This is a genomic window from Janthinobacterium aestuarii, from assembly GCF_046113285.1.
Taxonomy (GTDB): domain Bacteria; phylum Pseudomonadota; class Gammaproteobacteria; order Burkholderiales; family Burkholderiaceae_D; genus Janthinobacterium.
In genome coordinates, this window is record NZ_CP142524.1 from 5,930,079 (window position 1) to 5,955,901 (window position 25,823).

The following is a 25,823-nucleotide window of genomic DNA, read 5'->3' on the forward strand; positions in this document are numbered from 1 at the left end:
AAAACGGCCCATGTCGTTAGCCTGTCATGAAATGCTGGCAAACTGCCGCTGGCCGCATGCCAGGCATGCAAGCGATCCACCCAACACGCCCGTTGTCGCGCACAGAGCGCGATTGGCATAGAGCGGTAAAAAGTTATCAACATGGCACCATGGCCGGCCGGTAGTCCTGGCTTTCGCCGGCAAGCCAAGGTCGCACGCAGTACAGCGGGACAGCAATGCCAAGCGGAACCTGTACAGTTGCTCGGTATCGCCGCATCAACTGATCAATTTGAAAACTCTGTCGTATCGAAGGTAAGCGAAGTTATGACCAAAACTAATAAATCGACCCCGGCCGCCAACCAAGACATCCCTCTCATCAGCGAAGACCAAATTCGCGCCATGAGCGAAGATGACTACATGAATCCGGCACAACTGGCATTCTTCAAGGCGCGCCTGCAGCAGCTCGAGAAAGACCTGCTGAAAAACGCCGGCGAAACCACGGAACACTTGCGTGAAACCGTGCTCGTACCGGACCCTGCCGACCGCGCCACCATCGAGGAAGAGCATGCGCTGGAACTGCGCACGCGCGACCGCGAACGCAAATTGCTGAAGAAAGTACAGCAATCGATCGCCAGCATCGATGCCGGCGACTATGGCTGGTGCGAAGAAACGGGCGAGCCTATCGGCATCCCGCGCCTGATCGCCCGTCCGACCGCCACCCTGTCGCTGGAAGCCCAGCAACGGCGCGAACTGAAGCAAAAGCTGTACGGCGACTGATCACCCCTCCCCTGGCGCGGCCGCCCAAGCGGCCCCGCGCTGGCGATAAAAAGCACACGACTCCGGTTGCGTGCTTTTTTTTCGTCCCGCGCCGACTACACTGAAGCAAGCACGACAGCGGCACATGCCGCTTGCAATTGCCTTTTCCATCCCCACGTTTGAACCATGGGCGCGCAATCGCATGGCCTTGCACGCATCGGCACGAATCTTTTGAGGTCACTATGGAACAATTTCACGGCACCACCATCCTCTGCGTCCGGCGCGGCAAGCAAGTCGCCCTGGGTGGCGACGGCCAGGTAACGCTCGGCAACATCGTCATGAAGGGCACGGCCCGCAAAGTGCGTAAGTTGTATCAGGGCAAGGTCCTGGTCGGCTTTGCCGGCGGCACCGCCGACGCTTTTACCCTGCTCGACCGATTTGAAGGCAAGCTGGAAAAACACCAGGGCAATCTGCTGCGCGCCTCCGTCGAACTGGCCAAGGACTGGCGCACCGACCGCGTGCTGCGCCGCCTGGAAGCGATGCTGCTGGTGGCCGACAGCGAGTCGACCCTGGTCATCACGGGCAATGGCGACGTGCTGGAACCGGAAGACGGCATCGGCGCCATCGGCTCGGGCGGCACCTATGCCCAGTCCGCCGCCAAGGCGCTGCAGGAAAACACGGATTTGTCGCCGGCCGAGGTGGTCAAGAAATCGCTGACCATCGCCGCCGAGCTGTGCATTTATACGAATATGTCGCACATCATCGAGACGCTCGACTAAGCGTCCGCGAGCAAAGAATAGAAAGCCAACTATGATCATGAACATGACCCCGTCGGAAATCGTCACGGAACTCGACAAGCACGTGGTGGGCCAGGCCAAGGCCAAGCGCGCCGTCGCCATCGCCCTGCGCAACCGCTGGCGCCGCCAGCAGGTGGCCGAGCCTCTGCGCCATGAAATCACGCCCAAGAACATCCTCATGATCGGCCCCACGGGCGTCGGCAAGACGGAAATCGCGCGCCGCCTGGCCAAGCTGGCCGAGGCGCCCTTCATCAAGATCGAAGCGACCAAATTTACGGAAGTCGGTTATGTGGGCCGCGACGTCGACACCATCATCCGCGACCTGATCGACATCGGCATCAAGCAGACGCGCGCGCTGGAAATGAAAAAAGTGCGCGCGCGCGCCGAAGATGCGGCCGAAGACCGCGTGATCGACATTCTCGTGCCGCCGGCGCGCGACTTCGGCTTCACGCCGAATACGGCAGCGGCCGTGGACACGGGCAGCGGCGACAGCACGCGCCAGACCTTCCGCAAGCGCTTGCGCCAGGGCGAGCTCGATGACAAGGAAATCGAGATCGAGCTGGCCGAGGCGGGGCCGCAGATGGAAATCATGGCGCCGCCGGGCATGGAGGAAATGACGGAGCAGATCAAGTCCATGTTCTCGGGCGTGGGCGGGCAGCGCAAGAAGGCGCGCAAGGTCAAGATCAAGGAAGCCTTGAAACTGCTGGTCGAGGAAGAAGCGGCCAAGCTGCTCAACGAAGATGAGCTGAAACAGAAGGCCATCCAGAACGTCGAGCAGAACGGCATCGTGTTTTTGGACGAAATCGACAAGATCGCCTCGCGTTCGGAATCGGGCGGCGCCGACGTCTCGCGCGCCGGCGTGCAGCGCGACCTGCTGCCGCTGGTCGAGGGCACGACCGTCAACACGAAATATGGCATGATCCGCACGGACCACATCCTGTTCATCGCCTCGGGCGCCTTCCATTTGTCGAAGCCGTCGGACCTGATTCCCGAGCTGCAGGGGCGCTTCCCCATCCGCGTGGAGCTGGAATCGCTGTCGATTGCGGACTTCGAGCGCATTTTGACGAGCACCGACGCCTGCCTGACGATGCAGTACGAAGCCTTGCTGGCGACGGAAAACCTGAAACTGCAATTCGCGCCGGAAGGCATCACGCGCCTGGCGGAAATCGCCTATTCGGTCAACGAGCGCACGGAAAACATCGGCGCGCGCCGGCTGCACACGGTGATGGAAAAACTGCTGGAAGAAGTGTCGTTTACGGCCAGCGAAGGCAGCAGCAGCACGGAAAACCTGCTGGTGATCGATGCCGCGTACGTCAACGAACGCCTGGAAGCGCTGTCGGTCAACGAGGACCTGTCGCGCTACGTGCTGTAATCAAGGAGGGACCGATGGCAAACAAGGCATTGGCGACGCGGCAGAAAATGCAGTTCCGCGTCGAACCCTCGCAAAAACCGCGCAACCCCGTCGCCACGGCCGCCCTGCAGCGCACGGCCGGGGCGCACGTAAAGACCGTGTCCGGCCAGCGCCAGCAGGAAAAACGCCTGCTGGCGAAATTGCTGTTGAAAGTCGAGACGGACAAATAGGCCGCCCGCGGACACCCCCGTTGGGGCGTCCGCCATCAGGCCACTCTCTGCCGCAGCATCATCCCCTTAGAAACGGTAGGACGCGCCCAGCGAAAACATGTCGACCTTGGTCGTTTGCTTGCTGCTGTATTTGACCGGCACGCGGTCCCAGTCGAGGTGCAGCGACCAGTTCTGGTTCAGCGCATACGCCGCGCCGATGCCGTAAGTCAGGCCGATCTTGTCCTTCTTGTCCGAACCGCCGCCCAGATAATCGACCTTGCCCTGCGTGTACGCCGCGCCGGCGCGTCCGCTCAGGGTAAAGGCGTCGAACTGGTAGCCGAGCACGCCCTGGATGCCGAGGCCCGTGAACTTGCCGCGGCCAGCGCGCTTGCCGGCGTCCGTATCGAAGCCGGACTTGACCTCGCCGCCCATGTACCCCACCAGCTCAACCGAAGGCAGGGCCACGCCGCCCTGAAACGGCAACGCGTCGAAACTGTAACCCAGGTAGGCCTTGCCATTGCGCTTGCTGCTTTTGTCGCAATCGCTTTGTCCGGCGATGCAATCGAGGCCTGTGCTGGCGCGAAAGCCGTAGCTGGCGCCCGCATAGAAGGGACCCGGCGCCGGTTCGGCGGCGGCGGCGTGCAAGGGAGCGATGGCGGCCAGCGCCAGCAGCGCTGCGGGGAAACGGAAAGATGGGAACATGGATAACCTCTACAAGTGGATGGATTGCCTGGTTGTAGCGCGCTGCGCGAGCCACAAGCGGGAGTGTCATCGCTTTTGCCGAAAAGTACTATCACCTTGTGCAAAGTTCCATTAAGGGCTACATTCGGTACCGCCATCCGCTACCAAACTTACCAAAAAGGATATTCCGTGAGTTCACCTGAACTGGTTTTGCGCGTGCTGCGCACCCAACTGCGTGCCGCCGGCATCACGTACAAGGTATTGGCCGAACGCATCGGCATGAGCGAGTCGAGCGTCAAGCGCATGTTTGGCCAGCACGACATGTCGCTGTCGCGCCTGGCCCTGATCTGCAAGGCATCGGGCATCGCCATGGAAGACGTGCTGCGCGGCGCGGCCGACATCACGCCGCATGCCGACACGCTCACCCTGGTGCAGGAAAAGTCGCTGGTGGCGCATCCGCGTCTGCTGCTGGTGGCGATCTGCTGCCTCGGCCACTGGAGCCTGGAGCAGGTGGTGGAAACGTATGCGCTGACGCAGGCCGAATGCATCGGTTGCCTGGCCGAACTGGACCGGTTGGGCTTGATCGAACTCAAGCCGCTGAACCGTTACAGCCTGCGCGTCTCGAACGCTTTCCACTGGCTGGCCGACGGCCCGGTGCAACAGTACTTCCGCGAATATGTGGTGGCCGATTATTTCAGCGGGCATTTTGACGGCGCCGGTGAAACCCTGATGTGCATCCCGGCGCGCCTGTCGCTGTCGAGCGCACAGGAGCTGGTACAGAAGATCCGCCAGCTGGCCGAGGAACTGGCGCGCCTGCACCAGAACGACCGCCGCCTGCCGCCGCAGGAACGCGACGGCTTTACCCTGCTGCTGGGCTTTCGCTCATGGGAATTTGCCGCCTTCACGGCCCTGCGCCGCAGCTCGGCGTCCGCCGCCCCGGCGGCGCCTTACCAGACCGGTCCCAGGAACAGGTAAAGCGTGCTCTCGCCGCCCTTCGATGCGCCCGAGGCCACATACACGGGACCGAAGCGCGTATCGACCGAGATGAAGGCGCTGCTGGCCTGCGTGAACTTGGTGGCTTTCCAGCGCTCGCTCTGATCGAAGCCGCCGCCCATTTCCAGCGAAAAGCCGGCCCGCACGGCGCCACCCAGGGTGCTGGGCAGGGAACCGATGCGGCGCGCCATCACGAAGCGCGCCAGGGCCACGCTGCGCCCCGTCACCGACTCGAACTGCGTGCCGGACAGGCGCAGGAAGCCGCCCAGGCTGAGCGGCGCCTCGCCCCGTTGCGCGCGCGCCCATTCGCCATACACATGGCCGGCCCAATTGCCGCTGCCAAACGCCTTCAGGCCCGTGATGGCGGAGCGCCCCAGGCCCGACTCGCCCGTACCGGTGGTCGCGGAGCGCGTCCAGGTGGCGTCGAACAGCACGCCGCGCGTGGGGAAACCGGGCGAATCGAGCGTATCGACGCGGAACTGGACGAACTGGTTGGTGCCCAGCGCCCGCTCCTTGGGGTAGGACGGGTCGGCGGGGATGCTGACGTCCGCCTTGACTTCGCTGCGCGTGACGCCGAACTGCAGATCGCCCCAGAAACCGAACTGGCGCCCCAGCACCAGGCTGGCGCCCTGGCCGCTGTAGGCGACGCGCGCATTGCGCCGTCCCTTGTCGAACAGGTCGACCGCCTGGGAGGTGTACTGGAACGATGGCGCGATATACCACGGGTTGCCGGCGCCCAGCGGCTGCCAGTACTGCACCCCGAAATTGCGCGCCGTGCCGATCTGCACCATGCTGCGCAATTCGCCGCCCCAACTGTTCAAGTTCGAGCGCACATGCAGCAGCTTCAGGGCAAAGGTATTGCTGTCCCTGAAATCGCTGGCCATTTCCAGACCCACGCGCAAGCGGCTGCTGGCCCACGGCGCTTCGACCGCCTTGATGGTGACGGCGCGCTGCTCGCCTGCGTCGACCACTTCCGTCTCCACGCGCGCCACGTCGCCGCGGCCATACAACCTGGCCGCCGCCTTGAGCACATCTTCCTGGCTGACGGCCTGCCCTTCCACCAGGCCCGATTGCGCCTGCAGGATGCGCGGATTGATATCGCCTTCGCTTTCCACGGCCAGGCGCGTGAGCGGCAAGGCCACGTCCAGCAGGGCCGGCGCCGCCAGGCGCAGCTGCTCGCGCGCCGCATACTGTTCCGGCGACAGCGCCAGCGGCGCCAGGCGGGCGGCCAGTGCCTGCGCCGCCTGTTCGCCGGCGCGCATGGCGCGCGCATAGTTTTCAAAGTCGAGGAAACTGACGCCCGTCAGGTCGGGCGCCACCAGGATGTCCTGCGGCTGCAGCTCCTTGAGCGAGCGCTGCACGTTCTGCTCCGTGAGGATCTGCAGCATCTGCTGCGCCACGCCGATGGCGCTGCCCAGCTCTTTTTCCGGCGCCAGCGGCGTGCCCACGTTGACGGCAATGATGATGTCGGCGCCCATGGCGCGCGCCATGTCGACGGGCAGGTTGCGCACCAGGCCTCCGTCGACCACCAGGCGGTTGTTCACGCGCACGGGAGCAAACACGCCCGGCACGGCCAGCGAGGCGCGCATCGACAGGAACAGGGGCGTATCGACCAGCTCCACCAGCTCGCCATTGACCAGGTCCGACGCCACCGAGCGGAAAGGCAGCGGCAGCTGGCTGGCGGGACGGTCGCGCATGCCGGCCGGCAGCAGCCGGTTCAAGGCCATTTCCAGGGCCGCATTGCTGGCCGCTGCCGGCGGCGTGGAAATGCCGTTGCGGCTGGTGCCAAATTCGATGCGCGACGGCAGCAATAAATCTTCCTCCCGGCGGCGGAACGCCAGTTCGTCGCGCGGCGGCCGGTCGGCCACCACGCGCGCCCAGTTGGTCTCGCGCGCCATCTTTTCCAGGTCCGCCACGGAAGCGCCGGCCGCATACGCCCCGCCCACCACGCCGCCCATGCTGGTGCCCACCACCATGTCGATCGGCACGTGCAGCTCCTGCAGCACTTTCAATACGCCGATATGCGCGAGACCGCGCGCGCCGCCGCCCGACAGCACGAGGGCGATGCGCGGACGCGCCGGTGCCGGCGCAGAAACGGCCAGTGCGGGAGCGGAGGAAGCGGCGGCGGGAACGTCAGCGGCGGCGCCGGCTTGCGGCAAGACGCACAGCGCCGCCACGCAGCCCGCCAGGACGGCACGGATCGAGAACATGAAGACTCCTGTCGCGACGGCGGCATGGCGCCATCGGCAAAATACGATAAGAACAGCGTTAATTGGCGTTAATTCGACGGCGGCGGCGTACTGGTCGTCACCTGCGGCGGCGCCGGCATCACGGTCGCCGGACGCTGCTGTTCCATCGGCAGCGGCGGCGGCACCAGGTTCGTTGCCGGCGCGGGGGCTGGTGCCGGCGCGGGGGTGGCGGACACTGGCCCCGGCAAGGCCAGTGCCTTGTCGTCGGCCACCAGGTCGATGCGCTTGCTTACGCCGCCATCGCGCAGCAGCACGTGGCGCGCATGCACTTCCAGCACCGTCACGCCAGGCACCACCTCGGCGCCTTCCGGCAAGGCCACGGACGGCTTGCCATCGGTCGAGATGATGGCCACGCTGCCGCGGCCATTGCCGGCGGCGACCACGCCCTTGAGCTGGTAATTGCTGGCCGTGGCCACGCTGACCTGGCCGCCGAACAGCGAGGCGCCCGCCTCCACGCTGGCATCCTGCACCACCGGTACGGCCGGTGGATTGATGGGGCGCTGCGGCGCCTTGAACAGCTGCATGGCCCAGTAGGCCAGCGACACGGACAGCGCCACGACGGCGAGCAAACTTGTAAATTGAGGCAAACGCTTCATGGCTTCCTTGGTTTTCTTATCTGACGAGCTGATTGATTTCGATAATCGGCATCAGCACGGCCAGCACGATCAGCAGCACCACCACGCCCATGGCCAGGATCAGGGCCGGCTCCAGCAGGCCGGCAATGGTGAGCGTGCGGCGCTCCAGGTCCTGCTCCTGCGCGCTGGCCGCGCGTTCCAGCATGGCCGGCAGCTCGCCCGTGATTTCGCCCGCGCGTATCATGTGGATCAGCATGGGCGGAAAATGCTTTTGCGCCGACAGCGCGCGCGCCAGGCTCACGCCTTCGCGCACGGCGCCGCTGGCATCGCTCACCAGTTCCTGCATCGCCACGTTGGTCAAGGTGTCGCGGCTGGTGTCGAGCGCGCGCAGGATAGGCACGCCGGAACCCGTGGTAATGGCCAGGGTGCTGGCAAAGCGCGCCGTATTCAGGCTGCGTTCGAACTTGCCGTACAAAGGCGCCGTCAGCAGCCAGGTATGCCAGCGCCGTTTCAATGCCGGCTGCTGCAGCGCGCGGCGCCAGGCGAACCAGGCGCCGGCAAGGGCGATCGCCACGACGATGCCGTAGTTGCGCACGAAGTCCGACAGCGCCAGCATGATCACGGTCAGCATGGGCAGCTTTTGCTTGGTATTGGCGAACACGGAGACGATCTGCGGCACCACGTAGGTGAGCAGGAAAATGACGATGGAAAACGCCACCACCGTGACGATGGCCGGATAGGTAAACGCCAGCTTGACCTTCTGCACCAGCGCATTGCGCCGTTCGATATAGTCGGCCAGGCGCGAGAGCACGCGCGACAAATGGCCGATCTGCTCGCCCGACGCCACCAGCGCCCGGTAAATCTCGGCGAAATCGCGCGGATGGCGCGCCAGCACGTCGGAGAACGCGGCGCCGCCGATCACTTCCGAACGGATCGAGGCGATCAGGTCGCGCAGATACGGCCGCTCGGCCTGTTCCAGCAGCGCGGAAAAGGCCTGCTCCAGCGGCAGGCCCGCTTCGAGCAAACTGGCCAGCTGGCGCGTAAACAGGGCCAGCTCGGTGCTGGACAGGCGCTCGCCGAAGCCGCGCCGTCTGGTGACGCCGGCGGCGTCGACCTGCGCGGCGATCGGTTCGACGGCCAGCGGCACCAGGCCTTGCACGCGCAACTCGGCGCGCGCGGAACGGGGACTGTCGGCATTGAGCACGCCCTTGCGGGTGGCGCCCTGGGCGTCGACGGCTTCATAGCGGAATGCGGGCATGGTGGCGGGCCTAGTCTTTGGTCACGCGCAGCAATTCAGCCTGCGTGGTGGTGCCGTCGCGCAGCCAGCGTTCGCCATCCTCGCGCATGCTCGTCATGCCGTCCTGCAGGGCGACGGCGCGCACTTCCGCTTCCGACGCACGGTTGTGGATCTGCGCGCGGATCTGCTCCGTCGTGCGCAGCAATTCATACACGCCCACGCGGCCCTGGTAGCCCGTCTGGCCGCAATGTTCGCAGCCGACCGCCTGCCAGTACTGGCCATCGAAGGTCTTGCACGCGCCGCACAGTTTGCGCACCAGCCGCTGCGCCAGCACGCCCAAGAGAGACGACGACAGCAGGAACGGTTCGATGCCCATGTCGAGCAAGCGCGTGACCGCCGCCGACGCGTCGTTCGTGTGCAGGGTCGCCAGCACCAGGTGGCCCGTCAGCGACGCCTGCACGGCGATCTGCGCCGTTTCCAGGTCGCGGATCTCGCCGATCATGATCACGTCGGGATCCTGCCGCAAAATCGCCCGCAGCGCCTTGGCAAAGGTCATGTCGATGCGCGGATTGACTTGCGTCTGGCCCACGCCGGCCAGGTCGTACTCGATCGGGTCTTCCACCGTCAGGATATTCGTCGTCGTGGCGTTGAGCATCGACAGCGCCGCATACAAGGTCGTCGTCTTGCCCGAGCCGGTGGGACCGGTGACGAGCACGATGCCGTGCGGCTGCGTGATCAGGCCATCGAACTGCGCCAGCATGGGCGCGCTCATGCCCAGGTGCTGCAGGTCGAGGCGGCCCGCTTCCTTGTCCAGCAAGCGCAATACGGCCCGTTCGCCATGCCCCGTGGGCAGGGTCGAGACGCGCACGTCGACGGGTTTGCCGCCCACGCGCAGGGTGATGCGGCCGTCCTGCGGCAGGCGTTTTTCCGCGATGTCGAGCTGCGCCATGATCTTGATGCGCGAGATCAGCGAGCCGTGGATGGCTTTGCGGGGACGCACCACGTCGCGCAGGCTGCCGTCGATGCGGAAGCGCACGACGGACGTTTGCTCGAACGGCTCGATATGGATGTCGGACGCGCCTTCGCGCAGCGCCTGCGTGAGCAGCGCGTTGATCATGCGGATGACGGGCGCGTCGTCTGACGATTCGAGCAAGTCCTCGATGGCCGGCACGTCCTGCAGCAGCTTGGTGAGATCGAGGTCGGCGTCGAATTCATCGGCCATCTGCGACGCATCGCCGCCGCCGCCCGCGTAGGCGCCGGCAATGGCCGCATCGAGCTCGCCGCGCGGCAGCACCGTCAATTGAATCTGGCCGAAACGGCGCGACACTTCGGCAATCGCCGCCGGCGCCGTCGATGCGGCCACCAGTACCTCGACGGGGGCGCCGTCGACGGCGCCGGGCCGGGCCAGCAGGCCGAAATCGCGCGCGTAGGCGTAGGGAAGCAGATTGCTCATGACTGCCCCATCACTTCTGCGGCTGTTGCTGATACTGCTGCAGCAGCGGCTGCGGCGGCGTAGCGGCATTGGCCGGCGCGCCTGGCGGCGGCGTCGGTGCCGGCGGCACGGGACGCGTCACCATGTTGCCGCCCACGGGCTGGCCATCCTGCAGGGCCGGCAGCACGGGCGTACCGAGGTCTTTCAGCATCAGGTTGCCCGTGGCCGGCACGGCGGCCGTCTCGGCCGAGCGCATGTAGTCGTAGCGGTCGGCCGCCAGGCTGCCGCTCTGCTCCTTGTTGCGCACGATGACGGGGCGCAGGAAGATCATCAGATTGGTTTTCTTGCGCTCGCGCGTCTGGTACTTGAACAGGTTGCCCAGCACGGGAATATCGCCCAGGCCGCGCACCTTCTCGGCATTGTCGCCCGTGCTGTCCTCGATCAGGCCGCCGAGCACGATGATCTGGCCATCGTCGGCCAGCACATTGTTTTCGATCACGCGGTTGTTGATGGTGATGCCGCTGACGGCCGACGCCGTGGATTTGTCCACGCTCGACGTCTCGTGATAGATGCCCAGCTTGATCGTGCCGCCTTCGGAAATCTGCGGACGCACCTTCAGGGTCAGGCCCACTTCCTTGCGGTCGATGGTCTGGAACGGATTCGTGTTGGTGCCGGCCGTGCTCGTGTACTGGCCCGTCAGGATAGGCACGTTCTGGCCCACCTTGATGGTCGCCAGCTCGTTGTCCAGGGTGATCAGGTTCGGCGTCGACAGGATGTTGGCGTTGCCGTCCGATTCCAGCGCATGCGCCACGGCGCCCAGGCCCAGCGCGCCGTTGATCTGCTTGAAGATGCCCAAGGTCAGGCCGCCCGTCGGCAAGACCTTGCCGCCGCCCGTGGCGATGGCGCCGATGTTGTTGGTGGTGCCGCTGGCGAACGACTGCAGCGCGCCCACGCGGTAGTTGCTGGTGCTGTCGCCGGAAAGCCCCAGCCACTGCACGCCGAATTCGGACGCCTTGGCCGACGTCACTTCGACGATCAGCGCCTCGATGTAGACCTGGGCGCGGCGCACGTCGAGCTGGTCGATCACGGCGCGCAGGTTGCGGTAGACGGCTTCGTTGCAGGTCAGGATCAGGGTGTTGGTAGAAGCATCGGCCTGGATGAAACCGGCCGCCCCGCCCGACGACAGCTGCTGCGGCCCGTTGCTCAGCGATGCGCCGCCCGTGGTGCCGCTTTGCGTATTGCCGCCCAGGCCAGTGCTGTTCATGCCGCTGTTGTTCTGGCTGATCTGGTTATTCGTATTCTGGTTGCCGACGCCCTGCTGCGCCGTGGCGGCCGTGCCGTCCGACGTCACCACCGAGCGCAGGGTCTGCGCCAGCTTGGTGGCGTCCGCATTTTTCAGGTACACCACGTGCACGTTGCCCAGCTGCGTGGTGGGCTGGTCCAGCTTCGAGATCAGCGACTTGGCCAGGTTGGCGCGCGCCGCCGACGGCGCGCGCAGCACCAGCGAATTGGTGCGCGGGTCGGCCAGCACGGAGACCTTGCCCGCGTCTGCTCCTGCGGCGGCGCCCGCATTTCCGCCTTCCATCAGTTTGTTCACCATCGAGGCCAGGTCGGATGCGATGGCATAGCGCACGGGGATCACGTCCAGGTCCGTCGAGGCGGGCACGTCGAGCGCGGCGATGATCTTCGCCAGGCGCTTGAGGTTATCGGCGTAATCGGTGATCACCAGCGAGTTGTTGCCCGGGTTGGCGTTGATCGTGTTGTTCGGCGAAATCAGGGGGCGCAGCACGGCCAGCAGGTTGGCCGACGATTCGTAGTTCAGGTAAAACACCTGGGTGGCGATCTGGTCGCCCTTCACCTGGCTGGCGCCATTGCCCACCTGGGTCGGCACGGATTGCAGCTTGGCGTCCGCTTCGGGCACTACCTTCGCATAGCCGTCGCCGGAGACCACCGCGTAGCCCTGCAGGCGCAGCGCGGAAGCGAGCAGCCCGAAGGCTTGCGACTTGCTGATCGATTTTTCCGACACCAGGGTGATCGTGCCCTTGACGCGCGGGTCGATGACGAAATTGATGTTGGTGTAATGGCCCACCGCCTTGATCACCGATTCGATGTCGGCGCCGACGAAATTGAGCGCCGCCTCATCGCCGGGCGCGGCCCAGACGGGCGCCGGCATGCCGGCCACGGAACAGCACAGCAAGGCGGCGGCCGACAGGCGGCGCAGCGAGAAGGAGGAGGTAATTGGGCTCACGGATGGTTTTTTCATTGTCTGAACTCTAAGGCGATGATGTTTTTTTCGCTATTGCTACGGCGCTGTCCCAGCAAATTCAACAAACTCGCCAAGGTCTCTTCATATCCTGCTGCGGCCTGGGCCTGGCCGGAAAACTGCATGCGCCCCTGTTGCAGGCTGCCGCTGCCGTCAAGCAGCAGCGGTCCCTTGATGGAGCGCAAGGTCAACGTCGCCTGCTGCCCCTGCCAATCGAAATCGAGCTCGTAGCTGCCCAGCGGACGCAGGGACGACAGGCGCGACGCCATGTCCGTCATCTGCAGGGTGGTGCGGCCGACGGCGGAAAACTGCCGCTGCTCCAGGGCCAGCTGCAAGGTGCTCCACGACAGGCGCATGCTGCCCGTCGGCGCCACGGTATTTAACGGCGCACCGAGACCGCCGAGGCCATCGGCCGGCAGCAGCAGGGCTGCCGGGCTGACTTGCCAGTGCGACCACGAGCCGCGCAGGTTCACCGGCTGCGACAGCGCCTGCGGGTTCTGCAGTTCCACGTCCGCCGATCCCCACAGCACCGAGGGAGAAATGCGCCAGCTGAAACGCCCCGGCAGCAGGGGCGTCACGGCGCCATTCGCACTGGCCGCCCCGCCGATAAAGGCCGAGCCGCGCCACAGGGTACCTTGCGCGTCGCCCAAGGTCAAACGTCCGCCCGTCTGCTTTTCCACGATGCCAGCGACCCAGCTGGCCGGGAAAAACACCAGCAGGGTGACGCAGACGCTGACGATGATGGCCAGCAGCCAGCCAAGCAGGCGCATCATCGTGCCGCGCCCGGGCTCTGGTGCAGGGTCAGGCTGGCGTCGACCAGGCCCGCCACCGCCTTGTCCTGCACCGTCTGCGCCGTGATCTTCGCTTCCTGCACGGCGATGCGGCCTTCGCGGCGCAAGCCGTCCAGCCACAGCATGACGCTGGCGAACGGCACGCCGTTCAACTGCACGCGCGCATACTCTCCCGTCAGCGACAGCGATTGCGGCGCCAGGCCGCGCGCCTTGAGCGAGGCGTCGAGGCTGTCGCGGCTCATGGGCGCCACCTGCACGGGCGCCTGGCGCGCCAGCTCGCCCGCTTCACGCGCCAGCGCCTGCAGCTGGGCCGCGTTCTGGCGCAGCTCGGGCAAGCTCTTTTGCAAGGCGATGCGGCCCGTCCAGGCCGGCTCGAAAAACACGGCGTAGACGAGGGCCAGGCCCGCCACTACGCCGCCGATGCTCAAGAGCTTGCGCTCCTGCTGCGTGCGCTCGGCCCAGAAGGCCTGCACGGCCTGCTGCCGCCCCATCCACGCGGCGCGCGCCTTGTTCACTGCTGCACTCATGCTTTTGCTCCCGTGGCCGGCGTGATCTTCCACACGCCAGGCGCCGTTTCATTCAAGGCCAGCTTGCGCGCGGCCAGGCCGTCGCGCACCTGCGCCTGGGCGCTGGCGTCGACCATGTCCGGCTTCAGCTTGACGATCAGGCTGCGCTCGCGGTATTCCAGCGAGGCCACCACGCCGCGCCCGGCCAGGCCGCCCAGCGCCTCGCCCAGGGCCGCGCTCATGCTGGTGAAGTCATCCATGCTTGCCTGCCCGCTTTGCAGGCGGGCGGCGGCGATATTACGCCGCATCTGCTCCGCTTCCAGCCCATACACGGGCGCTTCGTTCGGATACGCGGCCTTGAAGGTTTGCTGCATCGAGGTGCGCACGGTGGCGGCCTCGCGCTTCAAACGCATCCATTCGATATTCATGCCGGCCAGGTTGACGACCACGGCCAGCAGCGCCAGACGGATGGGCCAGCGCCAGCGGCGCCACTCGGTGGCCGATCCCGTCGCCGTGCCCAAGGCAGGAGCCAGGTCCAGCCCCACGCCCTTTGCGCCGGCGATCCAGTGCGCCCAGTGGTCGGATTCCACCGTCACACCATGCATGCCGGCGGCCAGCTGTTGATACTGCGCCAGCTCGGCCTGCGCCACATAAACCGTCAGGGGCACGTCGCCGGCAAACGCGCGCGTCGTCAGCAGCGCCTGCTGCGGCTGGGCCGGCAAGACCAGGCCCAGGCCCTCTTGCGGCGCCTGGCGCAAGGCCAGTTCCAGGCCGTCGCCGGCCGCGTGCAAGGATGCCGTCACGCTGCCCGGCTGCAAGGGCAGGCACAGCTGCGAAGGCAGCAGCGCCACCTTGCGCGCGCCCTGCGCCAGCAAGGCTTTCACGAGTACCTCGGCCCAGGCGCGCTGCGCGACGGCCACCGTGCGCATGCCGGACGCGTCGGGCGCGCCGGCGGCCAGCAGGCAATCCTGGGCGTCGCCGAGGATGTGTTCTTCCACCAGTCCCGGCAAGGCCGCGCGCAAACGGGCGCCGGCCAGCGGCGGGGCTTTCAGGCGCAGCAGGGTCACGTCGGCCGCCGCCAGCAGCAGCACCACCTGCTTCGCGCCGGCGATCAGCTGGCCCAGGCTGCCCAGCGGCGCGCTGCCCTGCTGCAGCAAGGCGCCGCCGTCGCCGGCCAGCACGAAGGAGCAGGCGGGCGCGCTGTCAGTGGACGCCTTGGCCGGGTGACGGATATACAATATTGTCAAAGTGACTCGCTTTCAGCTGTTAATTTTCCCGCAGCCAGACCAGGCTGGTGGTGCGTTGCGGATCCGTTTTTCGATTGACGAGCGCCACGGCATCGAGGGCGGCACGGTCCAGCCGCACGCGGATGACGGTAAGGAAGTAGCGGCTCTTCACGTCAAGCTCGACGCCCTCAATCAGTGCAGCATTAATATTATTCTGGAAATTTAACTTATCGACAAACTTTTTACGCGGATTGCTCAAGGTCAGGGCACTGGCCTCGGACAAGGACATCATCGTCACGGCCGCCAGCACCTCGGCCGGCGCCGTATTCACGTTCACGGGCGTGAGCTCCGGCAGGACGATGACGAAGTCGCGCAGCTTCTCGATGGCCTGCGGCGTATAGCCGGGCACGGCCAGCAAATCCTCGACCTGGGTGAACGCCACCGGCTCGCTGCCGCCGCCCGTGGCGGGCTTGGCGGCGGGCGTCTTGCCGTCGGCGCCGCTGTCGGCGGTGCGTGGTTTCGGCCGCGCGCGCAGCACGGCATCTGCCGTCGCCTGCGCCAGGGAACTATCGAGCTGCAAGTTAGCCAGCAAGCGCTGGTACGCCTGCACGTTGGGCTGGCTGACGATGCCCGTCGCGGTGGCCAGGTTGGTGATATTGAAACGCGCCTGCGCATCGAGCGCGCGTCCCGAGACGGTGGCATCGAATTTTTCCGTGTCGACCTTTTCGCGGTCCACGTAATCGTCGAGCCGCGCTTCCTCGATGGGCGTGGCCCAGACGCCATCGAGCGCCGTCAGCATGGGATTGTCCTGGCGCAGCCAGAAGCGGGCGAAGTCGACCATGCCGCGCATGGCCCACTGCGTCTGCAGGCGCAGGCGCTGGTTTTCCATCGAACGCACCTGCACCTGCTGCTGCCAGAACAGGCTGGCGACGACGGTAATGGCCAGCGCCGTCAGCAGCAAGGCCGTGATGACGGCCACGCCGCGCTGGCGCACGGGGCGAATAAACGGCTTCATCCCGGTCCCAATAAAAAGACTTTGGACAGGCCCGCATCCTGGCCCGGCATCTGCAAGGTCACTTCCAGACCCGGCACTTGCGTGGAAATGGTGGCGCCCGCCGTCAGCACGTTCCAGGCGCCATTGTTCCAGCCGCGCATGACCATGCTGTCGACGCCGCGCATCAGGGTCACGTCGGCGCTGGAGGTATCGGTATCGTCGCGCGCCGCCTGCCACAGGGTGTCGAGCACGGCCAGGTCGCGCGTGCCGTTCGACTCGCGCCGCGTCAGCACGCCGCCGCGCAGGCGGTAAGTGACCACTTGCAACTGCTGCGGCTCCTGCTCCGACGCGGCCAGGCGCACCAGGGTCAGGCGGTCGGTCTCGGCCGTCAGGTTGGTGCGGCCATTCAGCAGATTGTTGTTCTGGCCGGCGCCGGCCAGGTGGTCGCAATCGCTCTGCATCTGGGCAAACGCCAGCTGCATGCCGCGCGCCTGCTCGAGCTGGCTGGTCAGCACTTCGCGCGAACGCATGATGCTGTCCAGGCCGCGCCAGCCCAGCACGGCGACCATGGCCAGGATGCCGATCGCCACGAGCAGCTCGATCAGCGTGAAACCGTCAGCAGGAACAGGGCGGCGCGCCATCAGTCGTTAAAGGAAAGCAAGACCAGGCGCACGATGCGCCGGGCCGGGTATTGCACGTCATATACGTTCACGCGCACCTGGCGGATGCGGGGATTCGGCGTGGCCACCACTTCTTCCTCGCAGATGAGTTTTAAGTCGCCCTGCGGGCAATCGACCGTGCGCTTGCCCGTCTGCGGGAACGTCTTCGCCAGGCGCAGGCGCACCAGGTGGTTTTCCGCCGACCAGGTGGCCATCATGGCGCTGCGCAAGCCGTCGCTGTTCTGCGTCAGGCTGCCGACGGCGCGCAGCGAGGCGCCCAGGGCCGTGCCGACGATGACGAGGGCGACCAGTACTTCCAGCAAGGTGAAGCCGCGCTGGCGGCGAAACGAGCGCCGCATCATTGCTCGACCGTGAAGTGGCCGATGCCGTCGGCGCGGATGGCCACGCTGCGCTCGCCGCTGGCCAGGGTCAGCACAAAAGGCTTGTCGACCGGTTCACGGCCGAAGATGATGCGCAGCGGCTGGGCCACGCTGCTCGACGGCTGCACGCTGAGCAGCATGGGGGTATTCGCAAACGCGCGCTCGCGCAGCAAATCGTCCTGCGTCACGGGTTGCCACAGCTTTTCATTGAGGACCAGGAAACGGTATTGATTTTCGTCCGCCTCGAACGCCACTTGCCGGCTGCGCACGATGGCTTCATCGCGCGCCAGCTGCAGCAGCAGGGCGATGCGCTCGGCTTCCTTTTGCAGCGCCTGCTGGCCGTTCGGCATGGCATTCAGCGACACCAGGCCCAGGGTGACGCCGATGATGACCATCACCACCAGCAACTCGATCAGCGTGAAGCCGCTGGCGCGTGGCCGGGGCAGTGCGCGACCGGTGGTCATGGCAGGCATGCAATGGAAAACTTACAGTTCCCAGGAACCGATATCGGCATCGTCCCCGCTACCGCCAGGCTGGCCGTCGGCGCCCAGCGAGATCAGGTCAACTTCGCCCTTCACGCCAGGCGACAGGTACTGGTAAGGATTGCCCCATGGATCTTTCGGCATCTTTTCCAGATAGCCGCCCGCTTTCCAGCCATTCGCGGCCGGTCCCGTGGTCGGTTTTTCGATCAGCGCCTGCAAGCCCTGCTCGGTGGTCGGGTAGCGCTGGTTATCCAGACGGTACAGTTTCAGGGCTTGCATCACGGTGGCGATGTCGACTTTCGCCGCCGCCACTTTCGACTCGCCCGTGCGGGCGATCAGCTTGGGCACCACCAGCGAGGCGAGAATGCCCATGATCACCACCACGACCATGATTTCGATCAAAGTGAAGCCGCGCGCGCGGCGCTGGCGTATCGGATGGTTTGCTGCGTTTTGCATATGAAAGAGAGAAGAAGGTGAGTAATGAGAGCAGAGTATAAAGCGGAAATATGACAAAGCCTGTCATATGGGGAAAAATTTGTGCGGCGGCCGTCAGGCGGGCAAGACCACTTCGCCGCAAACGGCGCAGCCGGGGTCGCGCGCGACGCGCATGCTGCTCCATTCCATGTGCAAGCCGTCGAGCAGCAGCAGCCGCCCGGCCAAGGATTCGCCCACGCCCATGATGAGTTTCAAGGCCTCGGCCGCCTGCATGGCGCCCACCACGCCCACCAGCGGCGCGAACACGCCCATGGTCGAGCACGCCTCGTCCGTGAACTGCTGCTCCTGCGGAAACAGGCAGGAATAACAGGGTTGCGTGCCCGTGCGCGGGTCGAACACGCTCACTTGCCCGTCGAAACGGATCACGGCGCCCGACACCAGCGGCACCTTGTGCGCCACGCAGGCGCGGTTGACGGCGTGGCGCGTGGCGAAGTTGTCGGTACAGTCGAGCACCACCGTGCTGGAGCAGACCAGTTCGGCCAGGCGCGCGCCGTCCAGACGCTCCTGCAAGGCGATGATGGCTATCTCGGGGTTGATGCCGGTCAAGGTTTCGCGCGCCGACAGCACTTTCGGCTGGCCCACGCGGGCCGTCGTGTGGGCGATCTGGCGCTGCAGATTGGTCAGGTCGACCGTATCGTCATCGACCAGGGTCAACTTGCCGACGCCGCTGGCGGCCAGGTACATGGCCGCCGGCGAGCCGAGCCCGCCCGCGCCGATCACCAGCACATGCGCGTCGAGCAAGGCTTGCTGGCCTTCGATGCCGATCTCGTCTAACAGGATGTGGCGCGAATAGCGCAGCAGTTGGGCGTCGTTCATGGCGGCGACTACGGTTTGCGCACGGGAATCTTCTTGTCGTCCGCCTTGATGTCGGAAGCGATTTCCGGCTTGGCGCCGATCTTCTCCACCTTCGGGTCCACCTTGGCCAGCTGCACCGGCAAGCCCTGGAAGTGGTTCAGGGCTTGTTGCAGCTGGAAATCATCCTTGGCGCCGTATTCGAGCGGCTTGCGCTTTTTCGCCGTGGCGATCAGGCGCTGCTCTTCTTCCAATTGATCCTGCATGCCTTCCATGGTCGGCTTGGCCGCTTCCGGCTTGCCATCGTCGCTGCTCAGATGCTTGTCCAGGTCCGCCTCGCGCACGCGCAGGCTGTTCCAGCCGTCGCCTTCGGCCGTTTCATCGACCAGCAAGTCGGGCACGATGCCGCGCGCCTGGATGGCCCGGCCTTTCGGCGTGTAGTAGCGGGCCGTCGTCAGCTTGACGGCCGTGTCGGCCGTGATCTGGCGCAAGGTTTGCACGGAACCCTTGCCGAAGGTCTGCGTGCCGATGACGGTGGCGCGCTGGTAATCCTGCAAGGCGCCGGCGACGATTTCCGAGGCGGACGCGGAGCCGGCATTGACCAGCACCACCAGTGGCACGGTTTTCAGCGCGGCCGGCAGCTTGGCCAGCGGGTCGGCCTTGGTACCCGGCGGCGCATAGAATTCGCGGCGACCATAAAACACCTGTTTCGATTCCGGCAACTGGCCCTTGGTGGACACGATCACGGAATTCCCCGGAAGAAATGCCGTCGCCACGCCGATCGCCCCCGGCACGACGCCGCCGGGATCATTGCGCAAGTCCAGCACCAGGCCCTTGAGCTTGGGGTCTTGCGCATACAGCGCGTTGATCTTTTTGACCATGTCATCGACGGTCGGTTCCTGGAACTGGGCGATGCGCAGCCAGGCATAGCCGGGTGCGACCATCTTGGCCTTCACGCTTTGCACGCGGATTTCCTCGCGCACGATGGGGAAGACCAGCGGCTTGCTTTCGCCCTTGCGCGACATGGTCAGCACCAGCTTGCTGCCCGGCTGGCCGCGCATCTTCTTGATGACTTCTTCCAGCTGCATGCCCTTCAGCGGCAGATTGTCGAGACGGGTGATGAAATCGCCCGCCTGGATGCCGGCCTTGGCGGCGGGGCTGTCTTCGATGGGCGAGACGACTTTCACGTAGCCGTCTTCCATGCTCACTTCGATGCCGATGCCGACAAACTTGCCCTGCACGCTTTCGCGCATTTCCTTGAAGGCATTTTTATCGAGGTAGACGGAATGCGGGTCCAGCGAGGACACCATACCGGAAATGGCTTCCGTCAAGAGTTTCTTGTCTTCCACCTTCTCGACGTAATCGGTCTTGATCAGGCCGAAGACGTCGGACAGCTGGCGCAGCTCGTCGAGCGGCAGCGGGGCATTCGTGATTTTCTGCGCCACGGCCGGGAACTGCAGCGACATGCCGATGCCGGCCAGTACGCCCAGACCGATCAGGCCGATACTTTTGACTTTGATACCCATGTATTCTTCGCAATCTACAATTTTGCTGCCGCAGCAATGGTGGGAACTTAAAACTTCACCCAGGTGGCGGGGTCGAAGGCGCGGCCCTGATGACGCAATTCAAAGTATAGCCCTGATTCCTCGTTGCCGCCGCTGTTGCCCGCGCTGGCAATGGCGTCGCCGCCCTTGACGGCATCGCCCACGCGTTTCAGCAAGGATTGGTTATTGCCATAAATACTCATGTACTGGCCGCCATGGTCGACGATGATCAAATTGCCGAAACCGCGCAGCCAGTCGGAAAACACGACGCGGCCGCCGGCGATGGCGTGGATTTCGCTGCCTTCGCCCGTGCGGATGAACACGCCCTTCCAGCTGGGGCCGTCACCGCGCTTGCTACCGAAGCGGGCGGCGATCTTGCCCGCCACAGGCGCGCGCAGCTGCCCCTTCATGCTGGCAAAGGCACCGGCCGGCGCGGCCGGGCCCAGGCTTGGGCGTTCCGGCTCCGGTTCCGGCTTCGGTTCGGGCTTGGGTGCCACCTTGGCCACTTGCGGCGGCTCGTCGTCCTCGATCGGTTCGAGCTTCACGGGCGGCGCTGGCGGCGTCTGCGGCTTGATCTTGCCCGATTTGTTTTGTTGCTCTTTCGCAAGGCGTTCGCGCTCGGCCTGCGCCTGGGCGGCCTTGGCGCGCGCGGCCAGCAGGCGTTCGCGTTTTTCCGCGGCAATCCTGGCATCAGCGGCGGCCTTGGCGGCGGCGCGCTGCTCGGCCAGCAATTGCTGGCGTTTCTTTTCGGCCGCGGCGGCGGCGGCCTGCTCTTCGATCAGTTTGGCCAGCTTGTCGACCAGGTTGCCCATGCGCTGTTCGTCGCGCTCGACATTGCCCACTTCCTTGCGCTGCGCCACCAGGCGCTGCGACAAGCTCGTCAGCAAGGCGGCACGGCGCGCCTTCTCCTGCACCAGCAAAGCCTTCTGGTCGCGCTCTTCCTGCGCGATTTCTTCCAGCTCATCCTTGGCGTTTTGCACGTCCGCCTGGTTTTTCTCCACGGCCAGCAAGTTGGCGCGCAAGGCATCGAGCAGGCGCGCCTGCGCCTGCGACACATACGCCATCAATTGCAAGTCGCGGTTGATGCGGTTCGGGTTATCGCCCGACAAGAGCAGCTTGATGCGGTCTTCGTTGCCGGCGACATATTGTTCACGCAGCAACTTTGACAGCTGCGTCTTTTGTTTCTCGACGGTGGCCGTCAGCTGCTGGTGCTCCTGCCCCAGCGCCGTCAGCTTCACGCCCGTCTCGCTTTGTTCCTGCGCCAGGTCGCGCAAGGCGCGGTTGGCGTTGGAAATGGCCTCTTCCGACTCGGCCAGGGTATCGGCCGCGTCATCCTTGGCGCTTTCCGTGCGGCTGATGTCGCGCTTGAGCGCCGTCAGCTTTTGTTGCAATCCAGCACGTTGTGCTTCCGCGGCCGCTTTCTGCTTGCTGCGTTCGGTGGGCTTGGCACCCTGTGCGGCACCGCTCGAGAAGAGCAGCGCTGCGCACAGCATGGCGCCGGCGCGCCACGCCGGCAGGGGTCGTTCAGCAGAGGGGGCGATCGCTGTGCCGCGGAAGAAAGACAACAAGTTACTTGGCCTTCCCTTGGTTCGCCACGGCAGCTTGCGCTGCCGCAATCGCTGCCGGGTCGCCCAGGTAGTAATGACGGATCGGTTTCAGGTCGGCATCCAGTTCATACACGAGCGGCTGGCCGTTCGGGATGTTCAGGCCGACGATGTCGCTGTCGCTGATGCCATCGAGCATCTTGATCAGCGCGCGCAGGCTGTTGCCGTGGGCCGAAATGATGATTTTCTTGCCGGCGCGGATGGCCGGGGCGATTTCCTCATCCCAGGCCGGCATCACGCGCGCCACGGTGTCTTTCAGGCATTCGGTCAGCGGGATAGCCGCTTTCGGCAAGCCGGCATAGCGCGGGTCGTTGTACGAGGCACGGTCGTCGTTCGCTTCCAGCGGCGGCGGCGGCGTGTCGTAGCTGCGGCGCCACACCAGTACTTGCTCGTCGCCATACTTGGCGGCTGTCTCGCCCTTGTCCAGGCCTTGCAGGGCGCCGTAGTGACGCTCGTTCAAGCGCCAGTCGTTCTTGATCGGCAAATACATCATGTCCATCTCGTCGAGCGCCAGCCACAGGGTGCGGATGGCGCGCTTCAGGACGGAAGTGTAGGCCACGTCGAACGTAAAACCTTCCTGCTTGAGGATCTGGCCGGCGGCCTTGGCTTCGTTGACGCCCTTTTCCGTCAGATCGACGTCGGTCCAGCCGGTAAAGCGGTTATCGAGGTTCCAGGTGGACTCGCCGTGACGCATGAAAACGATTTTGTACATAGTTCTATCTTCTCAAGGGGTTCAAATCAAAAAAGCAAAACGTAAAAAGACCTCGTCCAGCTTCTATTTTATAATGCGCGGATTGACTTAAACCATTGGACCCTACGTGAAATTCATTATCGACCACATTTTTCTGTTTGCCATCGTCATTATTTCCGGCGGCGCCCTCCTCTGGCCACTGCTGTCGATGCGCGGCAAGCGCGCGACCGTGCTGGAAGTCACGCAACTGATCAACCGTGGCAAGACCATCATCGTCGACGTGCGCAGCGCGGAAGAATTCGCCACAGGCCACTTGCCTGACGCAAAAAATATTCCGCTGCCGGAACTGGCAAAACGCCTAAGCGAGCTGGAAAAATTCAAAACGCGCCCCATTGTAGTGGTTTGCCAGAAAGGTTCGCGTTCGGCAACCGCCGTCGGCCTGCTGGGCAAAGCCGGTTTCGCTGAGGCAACAAGCCTGGAAGGCGGCCTCGACGAATGGAAAAAGCAGGGTTTGCCATTGAAAACCCTGTCGCTGGCGAAGTAAGCCGGCATTTAACTAGAAGGAATCATCATGACCGTCCCCGTAATTGTGTATAGCACCGCCGTGTGCCCGTATTGCGTGCGCGCCGAGCGCCTGTTGGAAGCCAAGGGCGTCGCCGTGCAAAAGATCCGCGTCGACCTCGACCCGGAAGAACGCATCAAGATGATGGAACGCACGGGCCGCCGCACGGTGCCGCAAATCTATGTGGGCGACACCCACGTGGGCGGATTCGACGATTTGTATGCGCTCGATCAAGCTGGCAAGCTCGACCCCTTGTTAAATGGCACGGCAGCCTGATATAAAGCGGGTTCGAGAAATTGCTTGGTTTTTTGTCGTATTGTTTTGATACAATTGCCCTCGCACCTGATCTGGCCGCGCCTATCCGGCGCGGTTTGAATACCGCAAGCACCATATTTGAACGGTGTGCCGTTCTTGTCCTTTACAACGAAAGCGTTCCATGTCTGACGAAAACCTGCAACCAGTCTTCCAAATCCAACGCGTCTACCTGAAAGACATGTCGCTGGAACAACCAAATTCCCCAGCTATTTTCCTGGAACAAGAAGCGCCAGCGATCGAAGTAGCTCTGGACGTGGGCGCTGCACCTCTGGCCGACGGCATCTTCGAAGCCACCGTGACCATCACCGTCACCGCCAAAGTCGGCGATAAAGTCGCTTTCCTGGTCGAAGGCAAGCAAGCCGGTATCTTCGAAGCACGCAATATTCCTGCCGATCAACTCGATCCGCTGCTGGGAATCGGCTGCCCGAACATCATCTACCCTTACCTGCGCGCCAACATCGCCGACGTGATCACCCGTGCCGGCTTCCCGCCAGTGCACCTGGCCGAGATCAACTTCGAAGTGTTCTACCAACAACGTCTGCAAGCTATTGCTGACGCCGCTGCAGCAGCACCAGCAGCCAGCGAAACGCACTAAGCTCTTGCAAGACCCCGCCGGCCGTCAAGGCTGGCCTGACACGGCGGCCTGGCCGCCGTGTTTCGTTAAGGTTCAAAATATCATGTTGAAAAGTGCGCTCTTGAGCAAGTTCCGCTGGATGGCCGGCGCCGTACTGTTGCTGGCGACCGCCGCCAGCCACGCCGTCGATTTCAAAACGGTGGGAGCCAACCCCGTGATCCTGTATGACGCGCCGTCCTCAAAGGGCGGCAAGCTGTACGTGGCGCCGCGCGGCATGCCGCTGGAAGTCGTGCTCAGCTACGGCGACTGGGTCAAGGTGCGCGACGCCAGCGGCGAAATGGCCTGGACGGAAGCCAAGGGCTTGTCCGCCAAGCGCAACGTCGTGGCGCGCGCCGCGAACCTCAAGGTGCGCGCCAGCCCCGACGACACCGCCTCCGCCATCATCCTCGTCGACAAGGGCGTGCTGCTGGAAATGAGCGAGCAACCGAGCTCCGGCTGGGTCAAGGTGCGCCACAAGGATGGCCAGAGCGGCTACGTCAAGACCAGCGAAGTGTGGGGCCTGTAAGCCCCGCCCTGCGCACCGGGCGACCGGCCCGGGCGCCGCACCCGTTTCTTCCGCCCCACTGAGGTTGCATGCAAGTTTCTCCAGATACATCTCCCGCCGCCAAGGCCCTGCCCCGCACGATCACCATCCTCGGCGCCGGCGCCTGGGGCACGGCCGTGGCCATGGCCCTGGCCGGCCGCCACGACGTGCTGCTGTGGGGCCGCAACGGCGAGGCCATGGCCGCCATGGCCGCCAGCGGCGAAAACAGTTATTTACCGGGCTTCCCTTTGCCGCCGCAGCTGCGCATCAGCGCCGATTTCGACGCCGCCGTCGCGCATGCCGGCGGCGAACATGACCTCCTGATCGCCGCCTGCCCCGTGGCGGGCCTGCGGCCCATGCTGCATCAGCTGAAAGACAAGGCCATCGGCAGCCTGGTGTGGCTATGCAAGGGGTTTGAAGGCGGCACGGGCTTGCTGCCGCACCAGATCGTGCAGGAAGTTCTGGGCGACAATATCCCCGGTGGCGCCCTGTCCGGTCCCTCGTTCGCGCAGGAAGTGGCGCGCGGCTTGCCATGCGCGCTGACCATTGCCTCGCACAGCGCCACCTTGCGCGGCGCCGTCGTCTCGGCCTTGCATGGCGGCACCATCCGCGTGTATGCGAGCGAAGACCTGGTAGGCGTGGAAGTGGGCGGCGCCGTGAAGAACGTGCTGGCCATTGCCACGGGCGTGGCCGACGGCCTGGGCCTGGGTTTGAATGCGCGCGCCGCGCTGATCACGCGTGGGCTGGCGGAAATCACGCGCCTGGGCACGGCCCTGGGTGGTCAGGCGGAAACGTTCATGGGCTTGACGGGCATGGGCGATCTGATTCTCACCTGCACGGGCGACCTGTCGCGCAACCGCCGGGTCGGCCTGGGCCTGGCGCAAGGCAAAGCCCTCGATACCATCGTGGCCGAACTCGGTCACGTGGCCGAAGGCGTGCCGTGCGCCAAGGCCGTGCGCGAACTGGCGCGCCGCATGGGCGTCGACATGCCGATCACGAATGCCGTGGCCGGCGTGCTGTTCGATGGCGATTTGCCGCACGTGATGGTGCAGCAGTTGCTGTCGCGCGATCCGCGCGCCGAGGCGGCCTGAGAATAAACCGGG

The 25,823-nt window shown here is 64.9% G+C and carries 28 protein-coding genes; 10 read left to right on the forward strand and 18 right to left on the reverse strand.

The window, feature by feature from the left end; translation table 11 throughout:
- The first annotated feature begins 303 nt into the window (after positions 1–303).
- From dksA to OX462_RS26685, 4 genes are all read left to right on the forward strand, one after another.
- The gene (dksA, locus tag OX462_RS26670; protein ID WP_034753066.1) at positions 304–756 is read left to right on the forward strand and encodes an RNA polymerase-binding protein DksA; all 453 of its coding nucleotides are present in this window, start codon (positions 304–306) and stop codon (positions 754–756) included.
- 221 nt (positions 757–977) lie between these two features.
- A complete protein-coding gene (gene hslV, locus OX462_RS26675) occupies positions 978–1,514 on the forward strand; it encodes an ATP-dependent protease subunit HslV (protein WP_010394217.1) in 537 nt (178 codons plus the stop codon).
- A gap of 37 nt (positions 1,515–1,551) precedes the next feature.
- Positions 1,552–2,904, forward strand: coding sequence for an ATP-dependent protease ATPase subunit HslU (gene hslU, locus OX462_RS26680; protein ID WP_070220905.1), 1,353 nt, complete (start codon positions 1,552–1,554; stop codon positions 2,902–2,904).
- A gap of 14 nt (positions 2,905–2,918) precedes the next feature.
- The gene (locus tag OX462_RS26685; RefSeq protein ID WP_070220858.1) at positions 2,919–3,113 is read left to right on the forward strand and encodes a hypothetical protein; all 195 of its coding nucleotides are present in this window, start codon (positions 2,919–2,921) and stop codon (positions 3,111–3,113) included.
- Positions 3,114–3,179: 66 nt separating this feature from the next.
- Here the strand turns inward: OX462_RS26685 and OX462_RS26690 are convergent, their stop codons facing one another.
- Positions 3,180–3,794 (reverse strand): outer membrane protein, encoded by a 615-nt coding sequence (locus tag OX462_RS26690; protein ID WP_070220860.1) that lies wholly within the window; start codon positions 3,792–3,794, stop codon positions 3,180–3,182.
- A 168-nt stretch (positions 3,795–3,962) separates the two neighbouring features.
- Between OX462_RS26690 and OX462_RS26695 the strand changes: the two genes are divergently transcribed.
- Entirely contained in the window at positions 3,963–4,748 is a 786-nt protein-coding gene (locus tag OX462_RS26695; RefSeq protein WP_070220862.1) for a helix-turn-helix domain-containing protein, read from the forward strand.
- Here OX462_RS26695 and OX462_RS26700 read toward each other — a convergent pair.
- The 17 genes from OX462_RS26700 to gpmA all read right to left on the reverse strand — a co-directional run bounded on the left by OX462_RS26700 (position 4,721) and on the right by gpmA (position 22,707).
- Complete coding sequence (locus tag OX462_RS26700; protein WP_070220864.1) at positions 4,721–6,976, reverse strand: patatin-like phospholipase family protein; 2,256 nt, start codon at positions 6,974–6,976, stop codon at positions 4,721–4,723. The genes OX462_RS26695 and OX462_RS26700 overlap by 28 nt on opposite strands.
- Before the next feature lie 68 nt (positions 6,977–7,044).
- The gene (locus OX462_RS26705; RefSeq protein ID WP_099408037.1) at positions 7,045–7,611 is read right to left on the reverse strand and encodes a type II secretion system protein N; all 567 of its coding nucleotides are present in this window, start codon (positions 7,609–7,611) and stop codon (positions 7,045–7,047) included.
- Positions 7,612–7,627: 16 nt separating this feature from the next.
- Positions 7,628–8,848, reverse strand: a complete 1,221-nt coding sequence (gene gspF, locus OX462_RS26710) for a type II secretion system inner membrane protein GspF (RefSeq protein WP_070289485.1) — start codon at positions 8,846–8,848, stop codon at positions 7,628–7,630.
- Positions 8,849–8,858: 10 nt separating this feature from the next.
- Positions 8,859–10,280, reverse strand: coding sequence for a type II secretion system ATPase GspE (gene gspE, locus OX462_RS26715; RefSeq protein ID WP_070289484.1), 1,422 nt, complete (start codon positions 10,278–10,280; stop codon positions 8,859–8,861).
- A 10-nt stretch (positions 10,281–10,290) separates the two neighbouring features.
- Entirely contained in the window at positions 10,291–12,522 is a 2,232-nt protein-coding gene (gene gspD / locus OX462_RS26720; protein ID WP_409027402.1) for a type II secretion system secretin GspD, read from the reverse strand.
- The gene (locus tag OX462_RS26725) at positions 12,519–13,295 is read right to left on the reverse strand and encodes a type II secretion system protein N (protein WP_034753051.1); all 777 of its coding nucleotides are present in this window, start codon (positions 13,293–13,295) and stop codon (positions 12,519–12,521) included. The genes gspD and OX462_RS26725 overlap by 4 nt, the downstream gene beginning before the upstream one ends.
- Positions 13,292–13,840, reverse strand: coding sequence for a type II secretion system protein M (gene gspM / locus OX462_RS26730; protein ID WP_070289481.1), 549 nt, complete (start codon positions 13,838–13,840; stop codon positions 13,292–13,294). Before gspM ends, OX462_RS26725 begins: the two co-directional genes overlap by 4 nt.
- Complete coding sequence (gene gspL / locus OX462_RS26735; protein WP_409027403.1) at positions 13,837–15,066, reverse strand: type II secretion system protein GspL; 1,230 nt, start codon at positions 15,064–15,066, stop codon at positions 13,837–13,839. Before gspL ends, gspM begins: the two co-directional genes overlap by 4 nt.
- A gap of 19 nt (positions 15,067–15,085) precedes the next feature.
- Positions 15,086–16,060 (reverse strand): type II secretion system minor pseudopilin GspK, encoded by a 975-nt coding sequence (gene gspK / locus OX462_RS26740; RefSeq protein WP_070220878.1) that lies wholly within the window; start codon positions 16,058–16,060, stop codon positions 15,086–15,088.
- Entirely contained in the window at positions 16,057–16,680 is a 624-nt protein-coding gene (locus OX462_RS26745) for a PulJ/GspJ family protein (protein WP_070289478.1), read from the reverse strand. The genes gspK and OX462_RS26745 overlap by 4 nt, the downstream gene beginning before the upstream one ends.
- A complete protein-coding gene (gene gspI, locus OX462_RS26750; protein ID WP_070289523.1) occupies positions 16,680–17,057 on the reverse strand; it encodes a type II secretion system minor pseudopilin GspI in 378 nt (125 codons plus the stop codon). The genes OX462_RS26745 and gspI overlap by 1 nt, the downstream gene beginning before the upstream one ends.
- Entirely contained in the window at positions 17,057–17,551 is a 495-nt protein-coding gene (locus OX462_RS26755) for a GspH/FimT family pseudopilin (RefSeq protein WP_051991350.1), read from the reverse strand. The genes gspI and OX462_RS26755 overlap by 1 nt, the downstream gene beginning before the upstream one ends.
- 12 nt (positions 17,552–17,563) lie before the next feature.
- A complete protein-coding gene (gspG, locus tag OX462_RS26760; RefSeq protein ID WP_070220887.1) occupies positions 17,564–18,016 on the reverse strand; it encodes a type II secretion system major pseudopilin GspG in 453 nt (150 codons plus the stop codon).
- A 93-nt stretch (positions 18,017–18,109) separates the two neighbouring features.
- Entirely contained in the window at positions 18,110–18,871 is a 762-nt protein-coding gene (locus OX462_RS26765; RefSeq protein ID WP_070289477.1) for a HesA/MoeB/ThiF family protein, read from the reverse strand.
- Between the two features lie 8 nt (positions 18,872–18,879).
- Entirely contained in the window at positions 18,880–20,373 is a 1,494-nt protein-coding gene (locus tag OX462_RS26770) for a carboxyl-terminal processing protease CtpA (protein ID WP_070313037.1), read from the reverse strand.
- A 47-nt stretch (positions 20,374–20,420) separates the two neighbouring features.
- Positions 20,421–21,884, reverse strand: coding sequence for a murein hydrolase activator EnvC family protein (locus OX462_RS26775; protein WP_409028787.1), 1,464 nt, complete (start codon positions 21,882–21,884; stop codon positions 20,421–20,423).
- Between the two features lie 76 nt (positions 21,885–21,960).
- On the reverse strand, positions 21,961–22,707 hold the full coding sequence (gpmA, locus tag OX462_RS26780; protein WP_070313039.1) for a 2,3-diphosphoglycerate-dependent phosphoglycerate mutase: 747 nt from the start codon (positions 22,705–22,707) through the stop codon (positions 21,961–21,963).
- A gap of 106 nt (positions 22,708–22,813) precedes the next feature.
- Here gpmA and OX462_RS26785 point away from each other — a divergent pair, with 106 nt between their 5' ends.
- The 5 genes from OX462_RS26785 to OX462_RS26805 all read left to right on the forward strand — a co-directional run bounded on the left by OX462_RS26785 (position 22,814) and on the right by OX462_RS26805 (position 25,811).
- Positions 22,814–23,230, forward strand: coding sequence for a rhodanese-like domain-containing protein (locus OX462_RS26785; RefSeq protein ID WP_070313040.1), 417 nt, complete (start codon positions 22,814–22,816; stop codon positions 23,228–23,230).
- A 27-nt stretch (positions 23,231–23,257) separates the two neighbouring features.
- A complete protein-coding gene (gene grxC / locus OX462_RS26790; protein ID WP_070220900.1) occupies positions 23,258–23,524 on the forward strand; it encodes a glutaredoxin 3 in 267 nt (88 codons plus the stop codon).
- Positions 23,525–23,684: 160 nt separating this feature from the next.
- Positions 23,685–24,158 carry a protein-export chaperone SecB gene (gene secB, locus OX462_RS26795; RefSeq protein ID WP_010394167.1) on the forward strand — a complete coding sequence of 158 codons (474 nt, stop codon included), beginning with the start codon at positions 23,685–23,687 and terminating at the stop codon, positions 24,156–24,158.
- Between the two features lie 82 nt (positions 24,159–24,240).
- Entirely contained in the window at positions 24,241–24,702 is a 462-nt protein-coding gene (locus OX462_RS26800; protein ID WP_070289474.1) for an SH3 domain-containing protein, read from the forward strand.
- A 68-nt stretch (positions 24,703–24,770) separates the two neighbouring features.
- On the forward strand, positions 24,771–25,811 hold the full coding sequence (locus OX462_RS26805) for an NAD(P)H-dependent glycerol-3-phosphate dehydrogenase (RefSeq protein WP_409027404.1): 1,041 nt from the start codon (positions 24,771–24,773) through the stop codon (positions 25,809–25,811).
- The last annotated feature ends 12 nt before the right edge of the window (positions 25,812–25,823 follow it).

Excerpts from the sequence above, each read along its gene's own strand:
- OX462_RS26700 (WP_070220864.1), bottom strand. The coding sequence starts at position 6,976 with ATGTTCTCGATCCGTGCCGTCCTGGCGGGCTGCGTGGCGGCGCTGTGC.
- OX462_RS26725 (WP_034753051.1), bottom strand. The coding sequence starts at position 13,295 with ATGATGCGCCTGCTTGGCTGGCTGCTGGCCATCATCGTCAGCGTCTGC.
- OX462_RS26765 (WP_070289477.1), bottom strand. The coding sequence starts at position 18,871 with ATGAACGACGCCCAACTGCTGCGCTATTCGCGCCACATCCTGTTAGAC.
- gpmA (WP_070313039.1), bottom strand. The coding sequence starts at position 22,707 with ATGTACAAAATCGTTTTCATGCGTCACGGCGAGTCCACCTGGAACCTC.
- OX462_RS26805 (WP_409027404.1), top strand. The coding sequence starts at position 24,771 with ATGCAAGTTTCTCCAGATACATCTCCCGCCGCCAAGGCCCTGCCCCGC.
- OX462_RS26770 (WP_070313037.1), bottom strand. The coding sequence starts at position 20,373 with ATGGGTATCAAAGTCAAAAGTATCGGCCTGATCGGTCTGGGCGTACTG.
- OX462_RS26705 (WP_099408037.1), bottom strand. The coding sequence starts at position 7,611 with ATGAAGCGTTTGCCTCAATTTACAAGTTTGCTCGCCGTCGTGGCGCTG.
- OX462_RS26775 (WP_409028787.1), bottom strand. The coding sequence starts at position 21,884 with ATGCTGTGCGCAGCGCTGCTCTTCTCGAGCGGTGCCGCACAGGGTGCC.
- secB (WP_010394167.1), top strand. The coding sequence starts at position 23,685 with ATGTCTGACGAAAACCTGCAACCAGTCTTCCAAATCCAACGCGTCTAC.
- gspD (WP_409027402.1), bottom strand. The coding sequence starts at position 12,522 with ATGAAAAAACCATCCGTGAGCCCAATTACCTCCTCCTTCTCGCTGCGC.
- OX462_RS26690 (WP_070220860.1), bottom strand. The coding sequence starts at position 3,794 with ATGTTCCCATCTTTCCGTTTCCCCGCAGCGCTGCTGGCGCTGGCCGCC.
- gspF (WP_070289485.1), bottom strand. The coding sequence starts at position 8,848 with ATGCCCGCATTCCGCTATGAAGCCGTCGACGCCCAGGGCGCCACCCGC.
- gspI (WP_070289523.1), bottom strand. The coding sequence starts at position 17,057 with ATGCGGCGCTCGTTTCGCCGCCAGCGCGGCTTCACCTTGCTGGAAGTA.
- hslV (WP_010394217.1), top strand. The coding sequence starts at position 978 with ATGGAACAATTTCACGGCACCACCATCCTCTGCGTCCGGCGCGGCAAG.
- OX462_RS26755 (WP_051991350.1), bottom strand. The coding sequence starts at position 17,551 with ATGCCTGCCATGACCACCGGTCGCGCACTGCCCCGGCCACGCGCCAGC.
- gspE (WP_070289484.1), bottom strand. The coding sequence starts at position 10,280 with ATGAGCAATCTGCTTCCCTACGCCTACGCGCGCGATTTCGGCCTGCTG.
- OX462_RS26800 (WP_070289474.1), top strand. The coding sequence starts at position 24,241 with ATGTTGAAAAGTGCGCTCTTGAGCAAGTTCCGCTGGATGGCCGGCGCC.
- dksA (WP_034753066.1), top strand. The coding sequence starts at position 304 with ATGACCAAAACTAATAAATCGACCCCGGCCGCCAACCAAGACATCCCT.
- gspM (WP_070289481.1), bottom strand. The coding sequence starts at position 13,840 with ATGAGTGCAGCAGTGAACAAGGCGCGCGCCGCGTGGATGGGGCGGCAG.
- gspG (WP_070220887.1), bottom strand. The coding sequence starts at position 18,016 with ATGCAAAACGCAGCAAACCATCCGATACGCCAGCGCCGCGCGCGCGGC.
- grxC (WP_070220900.1), top strand. The coding sequence starts at position 23,258 with ATGACCGTCCCCGTAATTGTGTATAGCACCGCCGTGTGCCCGTATTGC.
- gspK (WP_070220878.1), bottom strand. The coding sequence starts at position 16,060 with ATGAAGCCGTTTATTCGCCCCGTGCGCCAGCGCGGCGTGGCCGTCATC.
- OX462_RS26745 (WP_070289478.1), bottom strand. The coding sequence starts at position 16,680 with ATGGCGCGCCGCCCTGTTCCTGCTGACGGTTTCACGCTGATCGAGCTG.
- OX462_RS26685 (WP_070220858.1), top strand. The coding sequence starts at position 2,919 with ATGGCAAACAAGGCATTGGCGACGCGGCAGAAAATGCAGTTCCGCGTC.
- hslU (WP_070220905.1), top strand. The coding sequence starts at position 1,552 with ATGAACATGACCCCGTCGGAAATCGTCACGGAACTCGACAAGCACGTG.